The following is an 18,967-nucleotide window of genomic DNA, read 5'->3' as shown; positions in this document are numbered from 1 at the left end:
TCATTATTACCTGTACCCATTAATTCATAAGCCTATTCAAGGAAAACTTGCATTCAAATGATTTTCACGGAGGAACGGACAATTTCCAACCTAAAAAAATATCCCGTTCATGTTGGTTTTGTACCTGACATGTACGGGATATTTCTAGTTTATCTTTAGCTTGTCGTCGTATAAAATCCAGATTCAGTTACATACCAAGGTCTATAAAAGCGTTTCAATATCCCGTTCCATTTCAAAAGGTGCTTCGATTGATTCAAAGCGCTTCACGACATTACCATCACGATCGATCAAAAATTTAGTGAAGTTCCACTTAATTGAATCATCTATCAAGAATTCCGGATGTTCCGTTTGCAGCATCGCCTGCAGCATTTTCCCGCCAGGTTTATTGTCAAGTCCAGTAAATGGGGCTTGATCGGTTAAATATTGAAATAAAGGGTGTGCCTGGCTTCCTCTTACATCGACTTTATTGAACAGAGGGAAGCTAACGCCATAATTCAATTGGCAAAACGTCTCTACTTCTTCATTTTGCCCAGGTTCTTGACCACCGAACTGATTGCATGGAAAGCCTAAAATATTGAGGCCTTTATCTTTATATCGATCATAAAGCTTTTGAAGATCTTCATATTGCGGAGTGAAACCACATTCACTTGCCGTATTGACCACAATGAGAACCTGTCCTTTATATTGTTCCAAAGAAACTTCCTTGCCATTGATCCGCTCTGCTGAAAAATCATATATGCCCACGCTTCATTCCTCCTTATGTCTTGCTCAGGAATTATACGGTAAATAATTAGCGAAAAAAAGGAATATGCTCAATGAACTAAGACTTATGACCCTGTTTTGATCATTTCATGTCATTCCACATAAACGGCAGTGCCATAGGCGATGATTTCACAAGTGTTCTGCATGATAGCTGAAGTTTCCAAACGCATGGCCACAATGGCATTCGCCCCTCTTTCCTTCGCTTCTTCCACCATCCTGCCAATTGCTTTTTGCCTCGCCTCTTTCATCATTTCGGTATACTCATTGATTTCGCCACCGACAATGGTTCTTAATCCAGCAAGGATATCTTTTCCGATATGTTTGGATTGAACACAGTTTCCCTTAACAAGCCCCTTTAAATCTTTGATTTCTTTACCAGGAACCGTATTAGTAGTCACGATAATCATATAGTTCATCCTCTTCCTTTTTTCTGATTTTCTTAACGATCATATAAAAAATGATCGGGAACGGGGCTTGAATCAACCCAAGAATCCCCCACATCCATTGGTTGAAGCCATTCTTCCTGGCATCGATGAATAGAAAAATGCTTTGGGTCAGTAAAATCAGCCCACAGACCATCAAGGCAAATATCTCAAGATTACTCATGACTCACCTTCACCTTCCTTTTCACATGTACCGTATAGCAACAAATGAACACCACGGTCAGCACCTGGAGCATTATGAACATTACCGGCTGAAGGTACAGCGCCAAAAACAGGAAAGATAGGATAACTGCAGCGGTTATTGTAAAGATAAGCAGTTCTCGCAGCCGCCTATTTTTGGTCTCTGCACGCAAAATTTTAATTTTCTCTTCAAAATGCGACGGATGAGGAACCTCAAAAGATATCGCCTCATCAAAATTCTCCAGGCTCTTATTCAATTGGTCGACTACATCTTGATCATTCTTGGCTGAGCGTTTTGGATATCCTGACTGATCCTTCATCAATCGTTGCCAGCTCCTTTCTTATGGCTTTGATGCCTTTATGGACACGGGATTTTACCGTCCCTTCCGGAATGCTGATTATCGCCGCTATTTCTTCGTAAGAAAAACCATAGTAATGCTTCAATATGACCGGCACCCGTAAACCATCGTTCAACTGTCCTAACGCCTCCATCACATCATCCCATACTTGGTTATTGCTTTGCGCCTCCCATTTCAGCTTGCGTATTGATTGCTCTTGTTTCATCCAGTTGAATTCGCGTTTCCTCTTGCGCTGTTGATCCAAATATAGCCGTGTTGCTATGGAAATCAACCAAGTGGAAAATTTGGAAGTCCCCTTGAACCTTGAAAGATTCTCGATGGCCTTCGAATAGGTCTCCTGAGCCAAATCCTCTGCATTTTGCAGGTTAAAGGTCAATTTCAATAAATATTTAAGCAGGAAAGGATAGGAACCTTGAAACAATTCCGCCAAAGCTCCGTCATCCCCATTTTTTGCCGCTTTAACCAGATTTTTTTCGTCCATCCCTTGATCACCCACTCTCATTTCCCATCCTTTATATTATTTGACGTTTGAAAGGAAGGATTCGTTCACAAGCGATGAAAAAAATCTATCATTCATGCTTCCGCTCAACTTCTGAAAGGATGACATGTGTCACCGTTGCCGCAAAAGGAATGGTTTGATTGATGAATTCCTCCACTTTTTCCAGACTCTCACTGCGAATTTTGAGCATAAAGCAGGCTTGCCCGGCAATTCGATAGCAAAAATCAACATTCGGCAGCTTGGAAATATACATTTTGAATTTTTCATATTCCCCATTTTTTATCGTTGCTTCCACGATACACTCAATCGGAAAACCGATCTTTTTGTGGTCAATTTCGGCAACGTATCCCTTAATGATGCCGAACGACTCCATTTGCCGGACTCGCTCGGTAACGGTGGGAGCGGAGAGACCTACCTTCTTTGCCAATTCCCTCATTGAGACCCGGCTATTCAACATTAATTCAGCAAGGATGTCCCTATCTTTATCATCAATTTTCATTCGAATAACATACTCCTTCTTTTCCTTACGTTCAATAAATATTTAATAGATATACTTTGCGAACGCAATTAAAAATGCTCGTTTTTTATATTAAGATTATCTCAAAGGAGAGATGAGCATGACAAGAATAAAAAATTCGGAGCTTGGGTCCAGTCCCTTTCAGCGGTTATTTCATTCCGAAGAAATTTTGCAAAAATGGTCAGACCTTTCAGAGAGTGTGTGTGCAGATGGGAAACTATCGAAGGAATTAAAGGAAAATGTCAGGAGGGTCCTGGCCTTGGGCAACGGCTGTTCTTACTGTCAGGCAAAAGGTACTCCACTAAAGCCAAGCGAAGTAAAAGAAAGCTATGCGATTGGGTTTGCAGAAGTATTCCTAACCCAGCGTGAAAAAACGGGGGATCCATTTTTCCACGTATTGAAAGAAGCGCTTACGGATGAAGAAATTTCGGAACTATTGGCCTTCATTTGTTTTACTACGTCCCAGCAATATTTCGGGGCACTGATGGACTTGAAGTGACACCAAAAAGGAACAGTGGACCTGCACTGTTCCTTTTTGACGTCTTTCTTACGCCAAGTGCTGCATCATGGCTGGCGACCTTATCATTCACTGACCTTTGGAAGGATGGAACGCGAAGGTACAGGGGATGTCAAGACTATGGAAGTATTCAGGTGCCCATAGGGTATCAATCGATCGATAAGTAATCTCATGCTGTCCATATCAGCTAAAGCCGCCTTAAGAAAATACCCCACTGTCCCCGTTACGCGATGGCATTCGATAATATCCAAATCATTTATCACTAATTGCTCGAAATCGGAAACGGAAACCTTAAGTTCACTCACTTGAATGAACACGAGCACCGCTCTTCCGATTGCGGTCGGTGAAACCCTTGCACTGAAACCCTCGATGATTCCCTTTTCCTGGAGGCGATACATGCGTTCAGAAATGCTTGGTCGACTTAAGGCCAATTTCTTTGATAGTTCACTTATTGTCATCCTTCCATTCATTTGTAAAAGCTCCAGTAAACTGACATCTATTTCATCCATGAAACGACCGCCTTTCATAATGAAGGATTATAAGGCTATATTTCTTTAATATGGTGGATGGAAAGCTGTAAATACGTTCTTTTTTGTATGTAATTTTGACAGTTAATATTCTATCATTAAAATTACCATAGAAAAAGAAAATTCAGAATCATATAAAAGGAGGAACCTGCATTGACCTATAGTAAAATCCCGGTGCGAAAAAAGATTGAGGAATTAAGTCCTTATGTATCCGGTAAACCGATTGAAGAAGTGCAACGCGAATTAGGCCTGGAAACAATCGTCAAATTGGCCTCCAATGAGAATCCATACGGCTGCTCATCTCTAGCAAAGGAAGCCATGATCGTCGAAATGGAGCAAGCATCCCTTTACCCTGAAGGGATGGCCCCTTCATTAGCGGCAAAGCTAGCCAGGAAATTATCCATAAAACAAGATCAAATCATCTTGGGGAATGGATCGGATGAAGTGATTCGCCTATTGACAAGAACGTATATCCAAGCAAAGGATGAGGTCATCATGGCAGATGTTACCTTTCCGCGCTATGAAACGAATGTTTTGATCGACGGCGGTACGCCTGTCAAGATCCCTCTCATGAATGGCGTGCATGACCTTCAGCGGATGTATGACGCCATAACGGAAAATACGAAAATGATTTTTATTTGTAATCCCAATAATCCGACAGGGACGATCGTTCAAAAGGAAAGGTTAAGAGCCTTTATCGAAAAAGTACCGAAACATATTTTACTGATCGTTGACGAAGCTTACTATGAGTATGTCAATGATGAAGACTATTTGGAAACCTTGCCCCTTTTAAATGACCATGCAAATCTTGTCATCTTACGTACGTTTTCAAAAATTCATGGCTTGGCTGCATTAAGGATCGGATACGGTATAATGAACGCCTCCATCATCCAAGAGCTCGTAAAAGTGAAAGAACCATTCAATACGAACCGGCTTGCACAGGCTGCAGCCTTCGCCTCATTGGACGACGATGCTTTCGTGGAGCAATGTGCCCGCAGGAACGAGGAAGGAAGAAGATATTTGGAAAACGAACTGAGCAGGATGGGTTTGGCATTCTTCCCTTCACATGCCAATTTCTTAATGATCAAGCTGAACCAGCCTGGCAAGGTTGTTTTCGAGAAGCTATTGACTTCCGGGGTCATCACCCGTTCCGGTCATTTGCTTGGGTATGCGGATACGATCCGTGTGACCATCGGCACTCCGCTTGAAAATGAAAAGTTCATAACCTGCTTGCAAAATGCAACCAATGAAACGGCTGGCGTTTGACCTAAAAGGAAGGATAAAAAGATACGGCATGGTCGTTGTCGCCCATGCCGTATCTTTTAGTGGATTCATTTAATGATATCCTTTTTTATGATGGTTGGTTCCTGACCATCCACCCTTTTGAATTTGAAGATCGAAATGACGGTTAAAGCAGCCAACACGAGAAGACAGGTTATGATACTGATTCGATTTTGTTCACTGAACACGAAGCTGAGGCTAATGATGCTTAAAATGATGGCTGCAAATGTCGTTACATATGGGAAACCCCACACTTTAAAGCTCGGAACCTCAGTATATGAACGGCGAAGTTTTAGCTGTGCAAAACAAATGCTGATCCATACTAGTGAAACGACAAAGCCCGGTATCGCCATTAACAAAAGAAATGCTTCGTCCTGTGCAACGTAGGTGATCATCGAACCGGCCACCAAAACAACGGCACTAAGCACCAAACTGTACATCGGAACGCCATTTTTAGAAACATATGAAAACGCTTTTGGCGCTTCCCCTTCTGTAGCCAATGAATGTAACATCCGGGTACACCCATATATTCCGGAATTAGCCGCAGATAAGACAGCCGTTATTAGGATGAAGTTCATGATGTGGGCAGACCCTTGAAAGCCGGACATCGATAGAACTTGGACAAAAGGACTCGATTGGTCGGTAATCTCGTTCCATGGAATCAAGCCGCAGATAACAAGTATCGGCAAAGTGAAGAATAAAATGATTCTCCAAATATAGCTTTTGATGACCTTTGGCAAGATGCGCTCTGCATCCTTTGCCTCCGTTACCGTCAATCCGATTAGCTCGGAACCGCCATATGAGAACATCACGATCAATAATGCGGAAAAGATGGACATCCAGCCATTAGGAAAGAAACCGCCATGTCCTGTAAAGTTTTGCAGATAATTGGATCCGCCGCTCGGGATGATGCCAAATAAAATACAGGCCCCCAAGATAATGAATAAGATGATCATGGTAATTTTTATGCCGGCAAACCAAAATTCGAATTCACCATAATTTTTCACATTCATCATGTTGACCCCGATGATCAAGGCTGTACACGCCAAGCTTAATACCCATAGCGGGATTGCCGGGAGCCAGTATTGCAAGAAGCTGCCTGCCACCACTACCTCGATGACACAGACGGACAGCCACATGAAACAATACATCCAGCCAATAATGAAGGAACTGCGCTTGCCGAAGGCTTTCTGGATGAAGCCTTTCATATTCGTATTTGGGTAGGCGATTGCCATTTCTGCTATGGCCCCCATGACGACAAGAAGTAATAATCCTGCAAAAATATAAGTAAAAATAACGCCTGGTCCTGCTAATGATATGGTTTCGGCACTTCCTTGAAAAATCCCGGTACCGATTGCCCCTCCCATTGCCATCATGCTAATATGTCGCGGCAGCAATCTTCTTTGAAGTGACCCGCCATTTGAATCCATTTGCATCTGCCTCCTTCATTCCATAATGTCCAGTATAAAAAGTCAAATTCTCCATTCAACAGGCGAATGGCGAATTGATAGGTTAAATTCTCATCAACCGTTATGGAAAAAGCGTGGAAGCATGCCTTGCTTGCTTGAAAAACCACTTCTTCACCAAGATAAAAATATATCAATATGCGGGTAGTTTTACAAGAGGAAACATTGTAAACTCTTACAGTTCCTGTATGCCCAAGCATCGTTTTTTGGTGGTGATTTCCCCAATAAAACAGGTTCAAAACCCCGGTGTCATTAGTATTGCACTATAATTAGGGGACTACATTGGTAATCCCCATGAATTAAGAATATTTTAATTATTCACGATGTGAATCGCATGTCCCAACGCAGCCTCCGCCGCTTCCATCCACCCTTCCGATAAAGTTGGATGCGGATGGATGCTAAGGGCTATATCTTCGACCCGTGCTGCCAACTCAAGGGCTAGGACGCCTTCGCCTATCAGGTTGGAGGCATCAGGTCCGACCATATGCATCCCTAGCAATATGTGGCTTTTCTCATCCACGATCACTTCAGCAAACCCTCTCATTTCATTCGTCGCAAGCGCCCTGCCGTTCGCGCTGAAAGGGAATTTGCCCGTCTTGACGCTGTAGCCCTGTCGCTCCGCTTCTTCACGAGTGATCCCGACTCCTGCTATTTGCGGCTCGGAGAAGATGACATATGGCACATAGGCTGAATCATGGGCACTTGGCAGCCCACAGATCACTTCCGCCGCCACCACCCCCTGCTTCGACGCCCGATGAGCGAGAGCCGGACCCGGCGTAATGTCCCCGATGGCAAAGATGTGCGGCACATTCGTTCGGCATTCCATATCCACTGTGATATGGCCTTTTTCGCCTATCATGACCCCAGCCCGATTCAGGCCTATCTCTTCCGTATTGGGAATTCTGCCGATTGTAACAAGCGACTTTTCGCTGACGATCACTTCCGTACCCAGTTTTTCCGAGTGAATATGAAGATGCACTTGACCATCCACCACCATCGCCTTTTCCACCCTTGCCGAGGTTATTAGATTCATTCCAAGCTTCTTCGCATTATGGATAACCTCCTTGACCAGGTTTTCGGCAATCTGCGGGAGGATGCGGTCGGCCATCTCGATGATGGTCACTTTAGTCCCTAGCTTTGCAAAGGCCATGCCCAATTCGATTCCGATATAGCCCCCGCCGATGATCGACAAGCTGGCTGGAACTCCCTGCAGCTGTAATGAGGCTGTCGAATCCAGTATAAACTCTCCATCCACTTCAATGAATGAAGGAATGAAGGGCCTCGATCCCGTCGCAATAATTGCATGTTCAAACTTGTAGGTTTCAAAGTCTCCAGCGGTTTCCACACCGATCCGGCCATCAGATAAAAAGGTCGCTTGACCTTGAACAACCGTTACTCCATTTTCTTTACATAAATGGGCTATCCCCTGAGTCAACTGGGAAATGACTCCTCCCTTCCAATCCTGCCAAACATTAAGATCCATCGTGATCCTTTCCTGGGGAAGCTTGATTCCCATTTCCCCCAAATCGCCAAGCTTCCGGAATTGGTCAGCCGTGTGTATCAGAGCCTTCGAAGGGATGCACCCCCTATTGAGACAAACTCCGCCAAGCCTATCTTTTTCAACCAGGACGACCGTTTTCCCTAGCTGTCCGAGACGGATTGCCGCAGCATACCCTCCCGGACCGCCTCCCATGATCAAAACATCGGTTTCTACAGCAACTTCCCCTACTACCATTATCTCATCTCCACAACTAAACGAATTGGATTCTCCAGCAGTTCCTTGATCCGATTGGTGAACTGCACAGCTGTAACACCATCAATCAAGCGGTGATCGAAGGATAAGGACATATTCATCATCAAGCGGATAACACCCTCCAAATCGCGAACGACCATACGCGGCTCCATTTTATGCAGCGACAATATCGCCGCTTCCGGATAGTTGATGATCGGGGTCGCGTGCATCCCTCCAATCGGACCTACATTGCTGATGGTGAATGTACTTCCTGTAATTTGCTCCAGGCTCAGCTTCCCCTCTCTTGCTTGGGTGGCCAACTGCCTGATTTCATCAGCCAATTGAAAAATCGTTTTTTGATCTGCATGTTTAATGACGGGAACAATCAGGCCCTCGTTCGTATTCGTTGCAATTCCAATATGATAATAGTGTTTCAAGATGATTTCATTGCTCTTATCATCTATTGAAGCGTTTAAAGTTTGGAACTCCTTTAAAGCAATGACGATGGCCTTGACGAAAAACGGTAAAAAAGTCAATTTGATTTCTTTGTCTTCGGAATATACCTTTAATTGATCCTTCAATTCCTTCAATGCATTCATTTCCAATTCATCCACATGGGTCACATGAGGAATGGAGGAAACCGACTTAACCATATGTTCAGCGATTTTCTTACGGATCCCCTTGAGCAGGATGCGCTCCTCCGGCTCAGCTTCCGCACTCTTTGACTGTTTGGCTTTCTTTTTCGGCTCCCGCTCCGGAAGGATCGTGTCATTGTTGTGATCGGGGTGTTCCTGCAAGAACGAACTGATTTCTACGAACTGCTGCAGGTCACTCTCGATTATTCGTCCAGCTGGTCCAGTACCTTTAACCTGATGGAGATCAATCTTCATTTCCCTCGCCATTTGACGCACGAACGGTGTTGCCAATACCCGTCCTGCATCAAGTTGCCCATGACTTGTCACTCGATTTGTTTCTTCATAACCAGGTTGCTCCTGGCGGCCACCACTTTCATTACGGTCTACGTCCTTTAATGACACTTCGTTCTCTTCTTGAATGGTGAATATGGTGGTCCCCACTTCCACAGTATCGCCTGCCGAAAAAAGTATGTTCTTGACCACACCTGTTATGGGGGCAGTCAATTCGGCATTGACTTTATCCGTCTGCACTTCAACGATGGGTTGATCCTGCTTCACCGCATCCCCTTCTTTAATGAGCCATTGGATGATTTCTCCTTCATGCATCCCTTCCCCTACATCAGGAAGTTTGAATTCAATCATGCATCTTCCTCCCCTTCCTAATGACAATTAGAATGAAATCGTTTCGACTATCCCCTGTTTAACACGTTCGACAGTTGGCAGATAATGATCTTCTATTGAAAACGGCGGCACCGGCACATCAAATCCAGTCACACGTTTAATCGGCGCTTTCAGGTAAATAAGCGCTTCATCATTAATGATGGAGATGATTTCCGCACCTAATCCAGCTGTCTTATGGGCTTCATGGACGATCAGTGCGCGCCCCGTCTTTTTAATGGATTGTACGATCGTATCGCGATCCAAGGGATACAATGTACGAAGGTCGACCACTTCACATTTCCAGCCCTTTTCTTTTTCAATTTTCCTTGCGGCACTCACTGCTTCCCTCAACATGGCCCCCCAGGCAAAAATGGTCAGATCACTTCCCTCCTGGACCACTTTTGCCTGACCGATTGGTACTCGGTACATTTCTTCCGGTACTTCTTCCTTAAAAGCCCGATACAATTTAGTCGGTTCCAGGAAGATGACCGGATCCGGATCTTCAATGGCAGATATGAGCAGCCCTTTCGCGTCGTATGGATTGCTTGGTGCCACCACCTTTAATCCAGGGGTATGCGCAAAGAAGGTTTCGACACTCTCGGAATGAAGTTCAGGACCTCTTATTCCAGCTCCATATGGTGTACGAATCACCAGGGGCACCCCGAATTGCCCGCGGGTCCGATATCTCATACGTGCTGCATGTGAAACGAGCTGTTCGAACCCAGGATAAATAAAGGCAAGGAATTGAATCTCCACTATCGGCAGCATCCCATTAAGGGATAAACCGATGGCAGAACCGATGATTCCTGACTCAGCCAACGGAGTATCGACAACGCGATTCCCTCCATACTTCTCATGAAGCCCTTCCGTCGATCTAAAAACCCCTCCATTCACCCCAATGTCCTCACCCAAAATCATGACACGATCATCTTGATCAAGCTTTTGATCCATCGCCTCCGTAATGGCCTGGAGCATCGTTACACTTTTACCCATCATTTCTTCACACCTTTCTTCAGGATTTGCCTCAATTCTTGCTGCTGTTCCTTTAGATGCCATGACTCCCCTGCATATACATGATTGAACATTTCAAGAGGGGACGATTTCGGGTAAGCTTCCGCTTTTTGAAGGTGGGAATCTATCAATTCATTGAACTGCTTGATGATCTTTTCTTCCTGTTCCTCATTCCAGTGACCTTCTTTTTGCAGATACTTTTTAAGACGGTCGATCGGATCGCGATTTTCCCTCCAAAATGTTGAAACTTCGTCTTGATTCCGATATATATTCGGGTTATCTGCCGTAGTATGGGCACCATAGCGGAAAGTAATCGCTTCGATCAGAGTGGGTCCCAGGCCGCTAAGCGCTCTTTCGACAGCCTCCCTCACGGTCAGCCAAACTGCAAAAATATCGTTTCCATCCACTCGTACACCATGAATGTCATATGCGGAGGCTCGCTGGGAAATCGTTTTAGAGGAGGATTGCTTTTCAAACGGCACACTGATCGCGTAGCCATTGTTTTGGCAGAAAAAGATTGTCGGAGTTTTATAGACACCCGCAAAATTAAGCGCCTCATGAAAGTCTCCTTCAGAAGTGGCGCCATCACCAAAATAAGCAATGCTCACATTCTCTTCCCCTTTCAGCTTACTTGCCCAAGCCGTTCCTACCGCATGAACCATTTGAGTGGCAATGGGGACGCTAGGAGGCAGTATCCTCTTTCCTTCCGGGCAGACCGAGCCCTCCAAATGCGCCATCCAGTACAGGAAAACGCGGTACAATTCCTGCCCGTGGATGATTGCCGCTCCATGATCACGGTATGTGGGAAACATCCAATCCCCTGCCGACAACGCTAATGCACTCCCTACCTGGGCTGCCTCCTGCCCTTCGAATGGCGCATACGTCCCCATTCTTCCTTGACGTTGGAGATTCACTGATTTACGGTCAAAAGTTCTGAGTAAGAGCATGCTTTCATACATCTTCAGCATCAGTGATTTATCGATTTTTCCATCAATGGATTCAATGATTTCTCCATCAGCACTCAATACACGATACATGTCTGGTTCACCTTCATTTGAATGCGCTTTCATAACTGAGTTTCCCGTCTTTTCCATTATATTTCTCCCCTTAAGTTAGATTTATTTCACAAACTTACCAAGGATTCGAACGGTCATGAAATGATAGCCCAAAACGTTTTTCCGGGCTTTTATGCTGTGAATAATTGCTTTTTCATAAACTTCATTTACTTATATAAAAGGATAATACATCGGTGATTTTAATAACATGTTAAATAGAATGAATTTTCCGTATTTTGCCTTTTTTTAGCTTGTGTTTTCCGATGCTTCGCCTTCATTTTGAATATATGCTAAATTAATGGAAAAACTTCGTAAACTTTCCTTGATAGTTCATCATTTCAGTTATGCTATCTGGGTTCAATCGTTTAACGAATCAGTCAAAAATCGATTGAGATATAAGAACCGTTTTTTTATGAGAAAGGGGGAAGATCTTCTGTATAATCAGCGTCAAAATGGTACAAGCCATAAAAAATAGACAAACTCGATTTTTACCGAGTTTGTCTGCAGTCTGTAGGCAACACCACGAATATAGATTGGTGATCTTGCTTATATATCACTTGTTTTTTATAAGCGGGGGAAACCCTATCTTTCAAATATTCCTTTCACCACCGCCGCTCCATCTTTGACCATGATTTGTCCCATTGCAATGACGATATCGATTTCGAACGTTTCCTTATCCATTATGATTATATCGGCATCATTCCCTGCTTTAAGCCGGCCCTTTTTTGCGAGTTTTAGGATATTCGCCGGATTTTCCGTCACGACTCGCATGGCATCGGCCGTTGTTACTCCATCCACCAAAATCGCATCGACCACGGAGTCATAGAGGGACATGCATGTACCTATGCCCAATCCTCTCAGTTTCCCGTCATCATCAAAGTCAGGAAGACTTGCTTGCCCATCTGAAGTTAAGGTGATCTGATTGATATCGACTCCTCCCTCGAGGGCCATTTTTATTGCTGTACTTGCTTTCACTTCCCCTTCCTCCAGGAACTTCTTGACCGTACTCGTCGTAAAATCGATATAGCCGCCTTTTTTTGCATATAACAACCCCGCTTTGAAAACATGCGGATTTCGATTAATATGCGTCGGGTAAAACTGAGTGATTGGAATATCCGTTGTCTCGACGACTTCTTCGATCACCTTCAATTGATTTAGGCTATCCCCCACATGCATGTTCACGATTCCGCCTTTCCCGGACAGCAGGCCTCCATTACGGGCCTGCGAGGCAAGTTTGGCAAGTTCTGCCGCAGTCGGTTGCGAAGATCGGTGATCTGCGATGGCAATTTCACCGACACCGATGATTTTATCGATAAGGATCAAATCGTCCTCGACCTTCCCTGTCAATGTCTTGACTGGAACATGATAGGAGCCGGTATGGACGAAGCAGCTTATCCCTTCCTCTTCAAGAGCTTTCGCTTTAGCTATCAGTGCCGGCATCGTCCTTGTCGTTCCATCCGTTCCGATAACACCGACCAATGTCGTTATTCCTGCCAGCGTCGCATCCGTCAATTGGATTTCAGGTGTCCTCGTCTTGAAGCCTCCTTCCCCGCCTCCGCCGATAATATGTACATGAGCATCGATAAACCCCGGAACTACGATTTGACCGCTCGCATCTATCACTTCCATTTCAACGAAATTGGCAGGTGCATCAATCGTATCCTCAAGGAATCCTATTTGCCTTCCAACCAGAAGGATATCTTTTTGACCCATATATTCCGGGCCATAAATCTCCCCATTTTTAATAAGTGTTAGCATCATTCCTTCTCCCTTCAAAATTGTATATGCCAAAAAGGTTTCAAATACTTTTACACGGGTAAATATACAACATAACTCGCTAACAATTACATAAATAAGACCGAATATGCTTGTTCATCTTTTTAAAAATTGTAGCTTAATCGACATCTTGATTATGCTTTTTATTGAAAAAGTATAAAAACCAAAGGAGTAAACGACAATGAATAAAGTAATTTCTTCTGACATTAAAACGAATAAAAGATTATCCATGCGTCAAATCATGAACCTATATCAAGTTACAAAAGAATTTAAAGGAAATATATATTTTATCTGCAACCATAAATTGGTGGATGCCAAAAAGCTTTCCACCTTCGTATCTTTTGTGCTCATCCTTCAGGAATGTGCAAACATGAAAGTCATCCTCGAAGGCGAGAATGTACATGCCATGCTCCAAAAAGTACAGGATATTTGTAATGAAAATGATGAAAACGCACTAAGTTTTCATATGAACCAAACCGTCAATATTTAAATGAATCCAACTATGCTATATAAAGAAGAAGGTGTTTTTACAATGAGAACAATCTTAATGGTGATTGGCGCGATCGTCGTGATTGGCATAATAGTAAATTTCATATTTTAATGATGAAGAGCCTGAAGGCAAACTCGATGATGATTGAGCTTGCCTTCAGGCTTTTTTTGAGCTGTATGGCATGGAGGAAAAACATCCCTGTGAACGATGCCTCCATGTCCTGAAATTACCATGGCAATTCCCAGTTCCTCCATTTGTTCCAGCCCTCCTTTATTTCATTCCCTTTATCAATCCAATATCGCTTACGTTTCTCTTCTTTTTCCTTTTCCTTTTGCTCTGCCAAGATTGCCTGTTGTTCAGCTATGAACGGCCCGATGTCTTCGGTTTTAAAAGATTGGGACGCTTGGTTCTGGAGCGCTTTTGCCATGATCTTTTGAAAAATGAGCGCACTTCCCTCGCTGCTATGTGTCGTTAAGTAATGCTTTTCATCCGTCTTATCGTATCCAGCCCATACGGCCCCGACCAACGAAGGTGTATATCCTATGAACCACTGATCTTTAACTCCTGATATTCCCTCTATCGGAACTTGCGTTGACCCGGTTTTACCTGCAATTTCATAACCGGAAACCGCCGCGTTTTTCGCTGTGCCATATTCCACAGTTCCGAGCAGCATGGTATTCATTTTATCGACGACATCTTTAGAGGTCACTTTCGTTACTTTTGTGCCCTTTTCCGTCAAGGAGGCGACTTCCTTTCCCTCGAAATTTTCTATTTTTAGTATGGCATGCGGCTCGATCCTTTCACCGTTGTTTGCAAATGCCGAAAAAGCATCAGCCATCTGCAACGGGGACACACCCTTTCTCATTCCGCCTAATGCGAGCGTTAAATTCCGATCCTCCTTTTCATACGGTATTCCAAACCGCTTAAGCGAATCAAGTCCCTTATCGATGCCAATCTCATTCAATAACCAAACGGTTGGTACATTCAGGGAGTTCATCACGGCTTCATACATCGGTACTTCCCCTTTATATACACCGCTCAAGTTAGTTGGCTCATATTCACCGAAGCTCATTTTTTCATCCTTTAAAGGAGAGGTGATTTCATATCCCTCTTCCACCGCGGGCATGTACACAACAAGGGGCTTTATGGCAGAACCGGGGGACCTCGTCAGCTGAGTGGCCCGGTTATAGCCCATGAATTGATGCTTTCCTCTCCCGCCGACAAGTGCGCTTATTCCTCCTGTTTTCGGGTCCAAAAGGACTGAACCGCTCTGGACCAGCTCCTCCGTACTCGTTCCGACGGGGAAATTGGCATCATTCCCATAAACGGATTCTGTCGCCTGCTGCATGGATTGGTCCAGCGTCGTATATATTTTATAGCCTTTGGTAAGTAAATCCTCAAGCTTTATCCCATATTTACTGGATGCCTCCGACAAAACATGATCGACGAAATAGGGGTATTTTCCCTTTAACGGATCTGTTTCCTTCTCCCCCCTAATGAGTGTCACGGTATCTTTTTTTGCGGCAGACTCCTCGTCCTTCGTCAAATAACCATGCTCCGCCATTCTTGAAAGAACCAGATCTCGCCGCTTCATTGCCCCTTCCAAATTCTTGTATGGATCAAGTTTGGAGGGCAGGTTAATGACGCCAGCCAGTAAAGCACTCTCCGAAACGCTCAATTCGGAAACCTCTTTGGAAAAATATACATTGGCGGCCTTTTTGATGCCCCATGCCCCATGGCCAAAATAGACTTGATTCAAATACATTTCCAAAATCTCATCTTTTGTATATTCATCCTCGACTTCCTGGGCGAGAAAGAATTCTTCTATCTTCCTCTTCAAGGTTCGATCCGACTCAAGCATCGTGATCTTCACAAGCTGCTGCGTAAGCGTACTTCCTCCTTCAACAATACTGCCAGCCTTCGCATTTTTGACCAAGGCCCGCAAAATGCCTTGATAATCTATGCCATGATGTTCATAAAAGCGGTGATCCTCAATGGAAACCACCGCCTGTTTCATGTGTTCCGGTATTTCGGCTATCGCAACGCCTTGAGATTTATTGGCAGTGATCGTGCTGGCCAGATTCCCATCCAGATCATAAATTCCCGTTGGCTGCTGAAGATGATTTTCCAGATGACTTATGTCTGCACCCTGTCTGAAATAAATTAGAAAACCGGCACCCACAACCACCGCTGCCAATATTAATAGTAGACCTAATTTCACTAACCCTCTCATTTGAACCCCCATTTTCCCGTCTTCGTCATATTCATTGAAAATATTTTACCCTTTTTATGAAAGAAAACTCGCAGATTAATTAAATAACAGTAGCTCATTCGCCTTTCGTGTTGCAATCTGGCCGGGATCCGGCATGAAAAATAACGAATGCTCGTATCTATCCTTTACCCACAAATGACAATCAATATACTGGTTAAAAGGCTTAATGCTTGTGAAAGTGGGTATAAAACCTCTAAAGACATTTAAAATGGGGAGAGATGATATTCATGAAAGACTTCAAGCATATTGTCGTCGCTTTTGATGGAAATGAGGAGAGTAAGCGTGCCGTCGAGTATGGGGCAACTCTGAAAAAGGCCTTTCCGGAAACGGAACTCACCGTAGTTCATGTCTTAATTGATAAGGTGGAACAGCGCATCATGGGAAATGCATCGGCTCCAGGGTTCGTACCTGCTGCTGGCTTTTATGTGGATCCCGTCCAAAATCATCCTGTCATGGAAGTTGAACATCATGAAAAAACGAAAGGAAATACCTCCCATTCGGTCGTCGAGAATAGTGTCCAAAACGCAGAAAGCAATACATTGAGACTGCTCAGTGAGTTTCAAGTGAAAGGTAATTTCGAAATATTGGAAGGGCATGCGCCTGATAGCATATGTGAATATGCGGAAAGGACCGGCGCTGACCTCATCGTTGTGGGCAATAGCGATAAAAGCGGGCTCGAAAAATTCTTTCTGGGCAGCACAAGCAGTTCCATTGCGAAAAATGCCCCTTGTTCGGTATTCATAGCCAAATGAAGATGGCGGCTTCAAGAGATTCAAATTGCCAAGATCTTCGAAAAAAGCAGGATTCCATAGAGAATCCTGCTCAGTTTGTAGACAAAAGGGGTTCGGAATTTAAAAATTCCGAACCCCTTTTAAAATTCCTTTGAAATTTTGACCAAAGGTTACGAGATTTGGGCTCTTCGAGCCGCTTTGTTAAGCCGTTTTAGGACCTTGCCATGTCCAAGTGGCCATCTTCTTTATATTCATGGCAGCGAAAGTAAGCATCGCCTGCATCGACAATTTTTTAAGTCCCCTTAAAGTAGTCCAACGCATACCATGCTTTTCTTTTGCATCTGCGAATACACGCTCAATCGTTTCTTTGCGTTTCGCATATATAGGTTTTACCTCTTGATGATGACGCAGATGATCTGCTTCTTCCACATATGCTTGCCAGATATGCCGTGTCACTACTTTTTGATGGTCTTTGCTTTCCGTACACCGTGATAAAAATGAGCATGTTGCACAAATTTGTTTGGGCGATTTGTATTCGCGATAGCCCTCTTTATTTGTTGTTGAGTACTTTAAAGTTTCTCCCGAAGGGCAAAGGTAACAATCAAAGTGTTCATCGTAAACATAGTCATGTTTGCGAAAGAATCCTTCTTTTGTACGAGGACGTGTATAGGGTAAAGCAGGTGTGATTTCTTTGTTAAATAGGTAGCTTGTAATCGCTGGTGTTTTATAAGCTGCATCTGCGGCAACTGCTTCTGGTTTTCCAACTTTCTCAATCACTTGCTCAACAAGTGGCTCCAAAATATGACTGTCATGTGTATTACCAGGTGTTACAATCGTTCCCAATACAAAACCGTTGCCGTCTGCGGCCGCATGGAATGAATAGGCAAACTGTTTTGTTCGTTCATCTTTCACATAGTAGCCACTCTCAGGATCCGTAGTACTTTCTTTAATTGCTTTGGTTTCTTCCTTATCAAATTTATCTGGTGGAAAAGGCTTCTTTCCGTGGTTTTCACGATCTTGATTGATTTCTTCTTGAAGACGTCCTTGATACGCTCGTGTTTCTTTACGAACGATTTTCTTTTCAAATTTCCGTTTATTCGCACTGGCTTTCACATGTGTGGAATCCACGAAAACGTGTTCTACACTTATTACCTTTTTATTAGCAGCTGTCATTAAAATGCGACAGAAAATCTGTTCAAACAGGTCTGTATCTTTAAAGCGTCGCTCATAATTTTTTCCGAACGTAGAGAAATGAGGCACTTTATCATGGAAACCATAGCCTAAGAACCAACGATAAGCCATATTGGTTTCAACTTCTTCAATCGTTTTACGCATGGAACGAATACCGAAGGTATATTGAATGAAAGTCAGTTTAACTAAAATAACTGGATCAATACTTGGGCGTCCTACCTCTGAGTACATATCTTTCACCAAGTCATAAATGAAAGTGAAGTCAATGGCAGCCTCCATTTTACGAACCAAATGGTTCGGTGGCACCAGTTGATCTAAAGTAATCATTTCAAGTTGATCTCGCTGAATAGAATCATGTTTAGAAAGCATCCTCATCACCTCAAGTTTTAATCCTTCAATTTTAAAACAAAAATGACTCCAGTCAAAAGTGTTCTATCTAAAAGGTAAGACAAAGTTGATTGGAGCGGGTGTTCGAGACTCCTGCGGGAAAAGCGCGTCTAGGGGAGACCCCGCAGGCAAAGCCGAGGAGGCTCCCCGACCGCCCGCGGAAAGCGAGTGCCTGGAGTGGAAATCAACGTCTAAATTGTACAAGCCATAAAAATAGACAAACTCGATTTTCATCGAGTTTGTCTACAGTCTGAGCAGGATTCCATAGAGAATCCTGCTTTTTTTGGCATACCGAACAAAATTATCTTCATTCAAGAATGAATAAATGGCTTCTAGGCAAACAAAAAAGCAGCCTCATGCTCCCCGTTGACCATCGTGGCTTAGGTTATGATCGCATTTTCCCTTTCAGTCTTTTTGGCTCCTCTTGCGGAAGTATTTATTTATCGTTCGACGGTTAGAATATACTATTGGTTTCC

At 43.7% G+C, this 18,967-nt stretch carries 19 protein-coding genes; 4 read left to right on the top strand and 15 right to left on the bottom strand.

Annotation, left to right across the window (positions count from 1 at the left end; translation table 11 throughout):
- Positions 1-201: 201 nt before the first annotated feature.
- From MHI53_RS05745 to MHI53_RS05720, 6 genes are all read right to left on the bottom strand, one after another.
- The gene (locus MHI53_RS05745; RefSeq protein ID WP_061143147.1) at positions 202-744 is read right to left on the bottom strand and encodes a glutathione peroxidase; all 543 of its coding nucleotides are present in this window, start codon (positions 742-744) and stop codon (positions 202-204) included.
- A 110-nt stretch (positions 745-854) separates the two neighbouring features.
- On the bottom strand, positions 855-1,169 hold the full coding sequence (locus MHI53_RS05740) for a YbjQ family protein (RefSeq protein WP_340372984.1): 315 nt from the start codon (positions 1,167-1,169) through the stop codon (positions 855-857).
- Complete coding sequence (locus MHI53_RS05735) at positions 1,150-1,368, bottom strand: hypothetical protein (protein ID WP_061143149.1); 219 nt, start codon at positions 1,366-1,368, stop codon at positions 1,150-1,152. Before MHI53_RS05735 ends, MHI53_RS05740 begins: the two co-directional genes overlap by 20 nt.
- Positions 1,361-1,705 (bottom strand): YxlC family protein, encoded by a 345-nt coding sequence (locus MHI53_RS05730; protein ID WP_340373650.1) that lies wholly within the window; start codon positions 1,703-1,705, stop codon positions 1,361-1,363. The genes MHI53_RS05735 and MHI53_RS05730 overlap by 8 nt, the downstream gene beginning before the upstream one ends.
- Positions 1,662-2,225, bottom strand: a complete 564-nt coding sequence (gene sigY, locus MHI53_RS05725; protein WP_340372983.1) for an RNA polymerase sigma factor SigY — start codon at positions 2,223-2,225, stop codon at positions 1,662-1,664. The genes MHI53_RS05730 and sigY overlap by 44 nt, the downstream gene beginning before the upstream one ends.
- 88 nt (positions 2,226-2,313) lie before the next feature.
- The gene (locus MHI53_RS05720) at positions 2,314-2,742 is read right to left on the bottom strand and encodes an Lrp/AsnC family transcriptional regulator (protein ID WP_340372982.1); all 429 of its coding nucleotides are present in this window, start codon (positions 2,740-2,742) and stop codon (positions 2,314-2,316) included.
- A gap of 118 nt (positions 2,743-2,860) precedes the next feature.
- Here MHI53_RS05720 and MHI53_RS05715 point away from each other — a divergent pair, with 118 nt between their 5' ends.
- Positions 2,861-3,259, top strand: coding sequence for a carboxymuconolactone decarboxylase family protein (locus tag MHI53_RS05715; RefSeq protein WP_340372981.1), 399 nt, complete (start codon positions 2,861-2,863; stop codon positions 3,257-3,259).
- Between the two features lie 83 nt (positions 3,260-3,342).
- On the opposite strand, the gene MHI53_RS05710 is transcribed toward MHI53_RS05715, so the two are convergent.
- On the bottom strand, positions 3,343-3,786 hold the full coding sequence (locus MHI53_RS05710; protein WP_061143153.1) for an Lrp/AsnC family transcriptional regulator: 444 nt from the start codon (positions 3,784-3,786) through the stop codon (positions 3,343-3,345).
- A 171-nt stretch (positions 3,787-3,957) separates the two neighbouring features.
- Here MHI53_RS05710 and hisC point away from each other — a divergent pair, with 171 nt between their 5' ends.
- Entirely contained in the window at positions 3,958-5,070 is a 1,113-nt protein-coding gene (hisC, locus tag MHI53_RS05705) for a histidinol-phosphate transaminase (protein WP_061143154.1), read from the top strand.
- A gap of 65 nt (positions 5,071-5,135) precedes the next feature.
- On the opposite strand, the gene MHI53_RS05700 is transcribed toward hisC, so the two are convergent.
- The 6 genes from MHI53_RS05700 to iadA form a co-directional block, all read right to left on the bottom strand.
- Entirely contained in the window at positions 5,136-6,515 is a 1,380-nt protein-coding gene (locus tag MHI53_RS05700; RefSeq protein ID WP_061143155.1) for an amino acid permease, read from the bottom strand.
- 346 nt (positions 6,516-6,861) lie between these two features.
- The gene (gene lpdA / locus MHI53_RS05695) at positions 6,862-8,286 is read right to left on the bottom strand and encodes a dihydrolipoyl dehydrogenase (RefSeq protein ID WP_340372980.1); all 1,425 of its coding nucleotides are present in this window, start codon (positions 8,284-8,286) and stop codon (positions 6,862-6,864) included.
- Positions 8,286-9,560: a dihydrolipoamide acetyltransferase family protein gene (locus tag MHI53_RS05690; protein ID WP_340372979.1), complete on the bottom strand. Its 1,275-nt coding sequence runs from the start codon at positions 9,558-9,560 to the stop codon at positions 8,286-8,288. The genes lpdA and MHI53_RS05690 overlap by 1 nt, the downstream gene beginning before the upstream one ends.
- Before the next feature lie 27 nt (positions 9,561-9,587).
- Positions 9,588-10,571 carry an alpha-ketoacid dehydrogenase subunit beta gene (locus MHI53_RS05685; protein ID WP_061143170.1) on the bottom strand — a complete coding sequence of 328 codons (984 nt, stop codon included), beginning with the start codon at positions 10,569-10,571 and terminating at the stop codon, positions 9,588-9,590.
- Positions 10,571-11,683, bottom strand: a complete 1,113-nt coding sequence (gene pdhA, locus MHI53_RS05680) for a pyruvate dehydrogenase (acetyl-transferring) E1 component subunit alpha (RefSeq protein ID WP_340372978.1) — start codon at positions 11,681-11,683, stop codon at positions 10,571-10,573. Before pdhA ends, MHI53_RS05685 begins: the two co-directional genes overlap by 1 nt.
- 543 nt (positions 11,684-12,226) lie before the next feature.
- Positions 12,227-13,402 carry a beta-aspartyl-peptidase gene (iadA, locus tag MHI53_RS05675; RefSeq protein WP_340372977.1) on the bottom strand — a complete coding sequence of 392 codons (1,176 nt, stop codon included), beginning with the start codon at positions 13,400-13,402 and terminating at the stop codon, positions 12,227-12,229.
- 199 nt (positions 13,403-13,601) lie between these two features.
- On the opposite strand from iadA, the gene MHI53_RS05670 reads away from it, so the two are divergent.
- Positions 13,602-13,910: a hypothetical protein gene (locus MHI53_RS05670; protein ID WP_100533722.1), complete on the top strand. Its 309-nt coding sequence runs from the start codon at positions 13,602-13,604 to the stop codon at positions 13,908-13,910.
- 226 nt (positions 13,911-14,136) lie between these two features.
- Here the strand turns inward: MHI53_RS05670 and MHI53_RS05665 are convergent, their stop codons facing one another.
- Entirely contained in the window at positions 14,137-16,143 is a 2,007-nt protein-coding gene (locus MHI53_RS05665) for a PBP1A family penicillin-binding protein (RefSeq protein ID WP_340372976.1), read from the bottom strand.
- 266 nt (positions 16,144-16,409) lie between these two features.
- Here MHI53_RS05665 and MHI53_RS05660 point away from each other — a divergent pair, with 266 nt between their 5' ends.
- Positions 16,410-16,934, top strand: coding sequence for a universal stress protein (locus tag MHI53_RS05660; RefSeq protein ID WP_061143162.1), 525 nt, complete (start codon positions 16,410-16,412; stop codon positions 16,932-16,934).
- A 180-nt stretch (positions 16,935-17,114) separates the two neighbouring features.
- Here MHI53_RS05660 and MHI53_RS05655 read toward each other — a convergent pair whose 3' ends face one another.
- Positions 17,115-18,473: an IS1182 family transposase gene (locus tag MHI53_RS05655; RefSeq protein WP_340372975.1), complete on the bottom strand. Its 1,359-nt coding sequence runs from the start codon at positions 18,471-18,473 to the stop codon at positions 17,115-17,117.
- Positions 18,474-18,967 lie beyond the last annotated feature (494 nt).

It is taken from the genome of Peribacillus sp. FSL E2-0218 (assembly GCF_037992945.1).
GTDB lineage: Bacteria > Bacillota > Bacilli > Bacillales > DSM-1321 > Peribacillus > Peribacillus simplex_B.
The sequence above is the reverse complement of the archived record's forward strand: the minus strand, read 5'-3'. Positions and strand labels throughout refer to the sequence as shown.

What these genes read in the sequence shown, in the direction of transcription:
- MHI53_RS05740 (WP_340372984.1), bottom strand. Translation starts at nt 1,169, where the DNA reads ATGATTATCGTGACTACTAATACGGTTCCTGGTAAAGAAATCAAAGAT.
- MHI53_RS05735 (WP_061143149.1), bottom strand. Translation starts at nt 1,368, where the DNA reads ATGAGTAATCTTGAGATATTTGCCTTGATGGTCTGTGGGCTGATTTTA.
- MHI53_RS05730 (WP_340373650.1), bottom strand. Translation starts at nt 1,705, where the DNA reads ATGAAGGATCAGTCAGGATATCCAAAACGCTCAGCCAAGAATGATCAA.
- sigY (WP_340372983.1), bottom strand. Translation starts at nt 2,225, where the DNA reads ATGGACGAAAAAAATCTGGTTAAAGCGGCAAAAAATGGGGATGACGGA.
- MHI53_RS05720 (WP_340372982.1), bottom strand. Translation starts at nt 2,742, where the DNA reads ATGAAAATTGATGATAAAGATAGGGACATCCTTGCTGAATTAATGTTG.
- MHI53_RS05715 (WP_340372981.1), top strand. Translation starts at nt 2,861, where the DNA reads ATGACAAGAATAAAAAATTCGGAGCTTGGGTCCAGTCCCTTTCAGCGG.
- MHI53_RS05710 (WP_061143153.1), bottom strand. Translation starts at nt 3,786, where the DNA reads ATGGATGAAATAGATGTCAGTTTACTGGAGCTTTTACAAATGAATGGA.
- MHI53_RS05700 (WP_061143155.1), bottom strand. Translation starts at nt 6,515, where the DNA reads ATGGATTCAAATGGCGGGTCACTTCAAAGAAGATTGCTGCCGCGACAT.
- lpdA (WP_340372980.1), bottom strand. Translation starts at nt 8,286, where the DNA reads ATGGTAGTAGGGGAAGTTGCTGTAGAAACCGATGTTTTGATCATGGGA.
- MHI53_RS05690 (WP_340372979.1), bottom strand. Translation starts at nt 9,560, where the DNA reads ATGATTGAATTCAAACTTCCTGATGTAGGGGAAGGGATGCATGAAGGA.
- MHI53_RS05685 (WP_061143170.1), bottom strand. Translation starts at nt 10,571, where the DNA reads ATGGGTAAAAGTGTAACGATGCTCCAGGCCATTACGGAGGCGATGGAT.
- pdhA (WP_340372978.1), bottom strand. Translation starts at nt 11,683, where the DNA reads ATGGAAAAGACGGGAAACTCAGTTATGAAAGCGCATTCAAATGAAGGT.
- iadA (WP_340372977.1), bottom strand. Translation starts at nt 13,402, where the DNA reads ATGCTAACACTTATTAAAAATGGGGAGATTTATGGCCCGGAATATATG.
- MHI53_RS05670 (WP_100533722.1), top strand. Translation starts at nt 13,602, where the DNA reads ATGAATAAAGTAATTTCTTCTGACATTAAAACGAATAAAAGATTATCC.
- MHI53_RS05665 (WP_340372976.1), bottom strand. Translation starts at nt 16,143, where the DNA reads ATGAGAGGGTTAGTGAAATTAGGTCTACTATTAATATTGGCAGCGGTG.
- MHI53_RS05660 (WP_061143162.1), top strand. Translation starts at nt 16,410, where the DNA reads ATGAAAGACTTCAAGCATATTGTCGTCGCTTTTGATGGAAATGAGGAG.
- MHI53_RS05655 (WP_340372975.1), bottom strand. Translation starts at nt 18,473, where the DNA reads ATGCTTTCTAAACATGATTCTATTCAGCGAGATCAACTTGAAATGATT.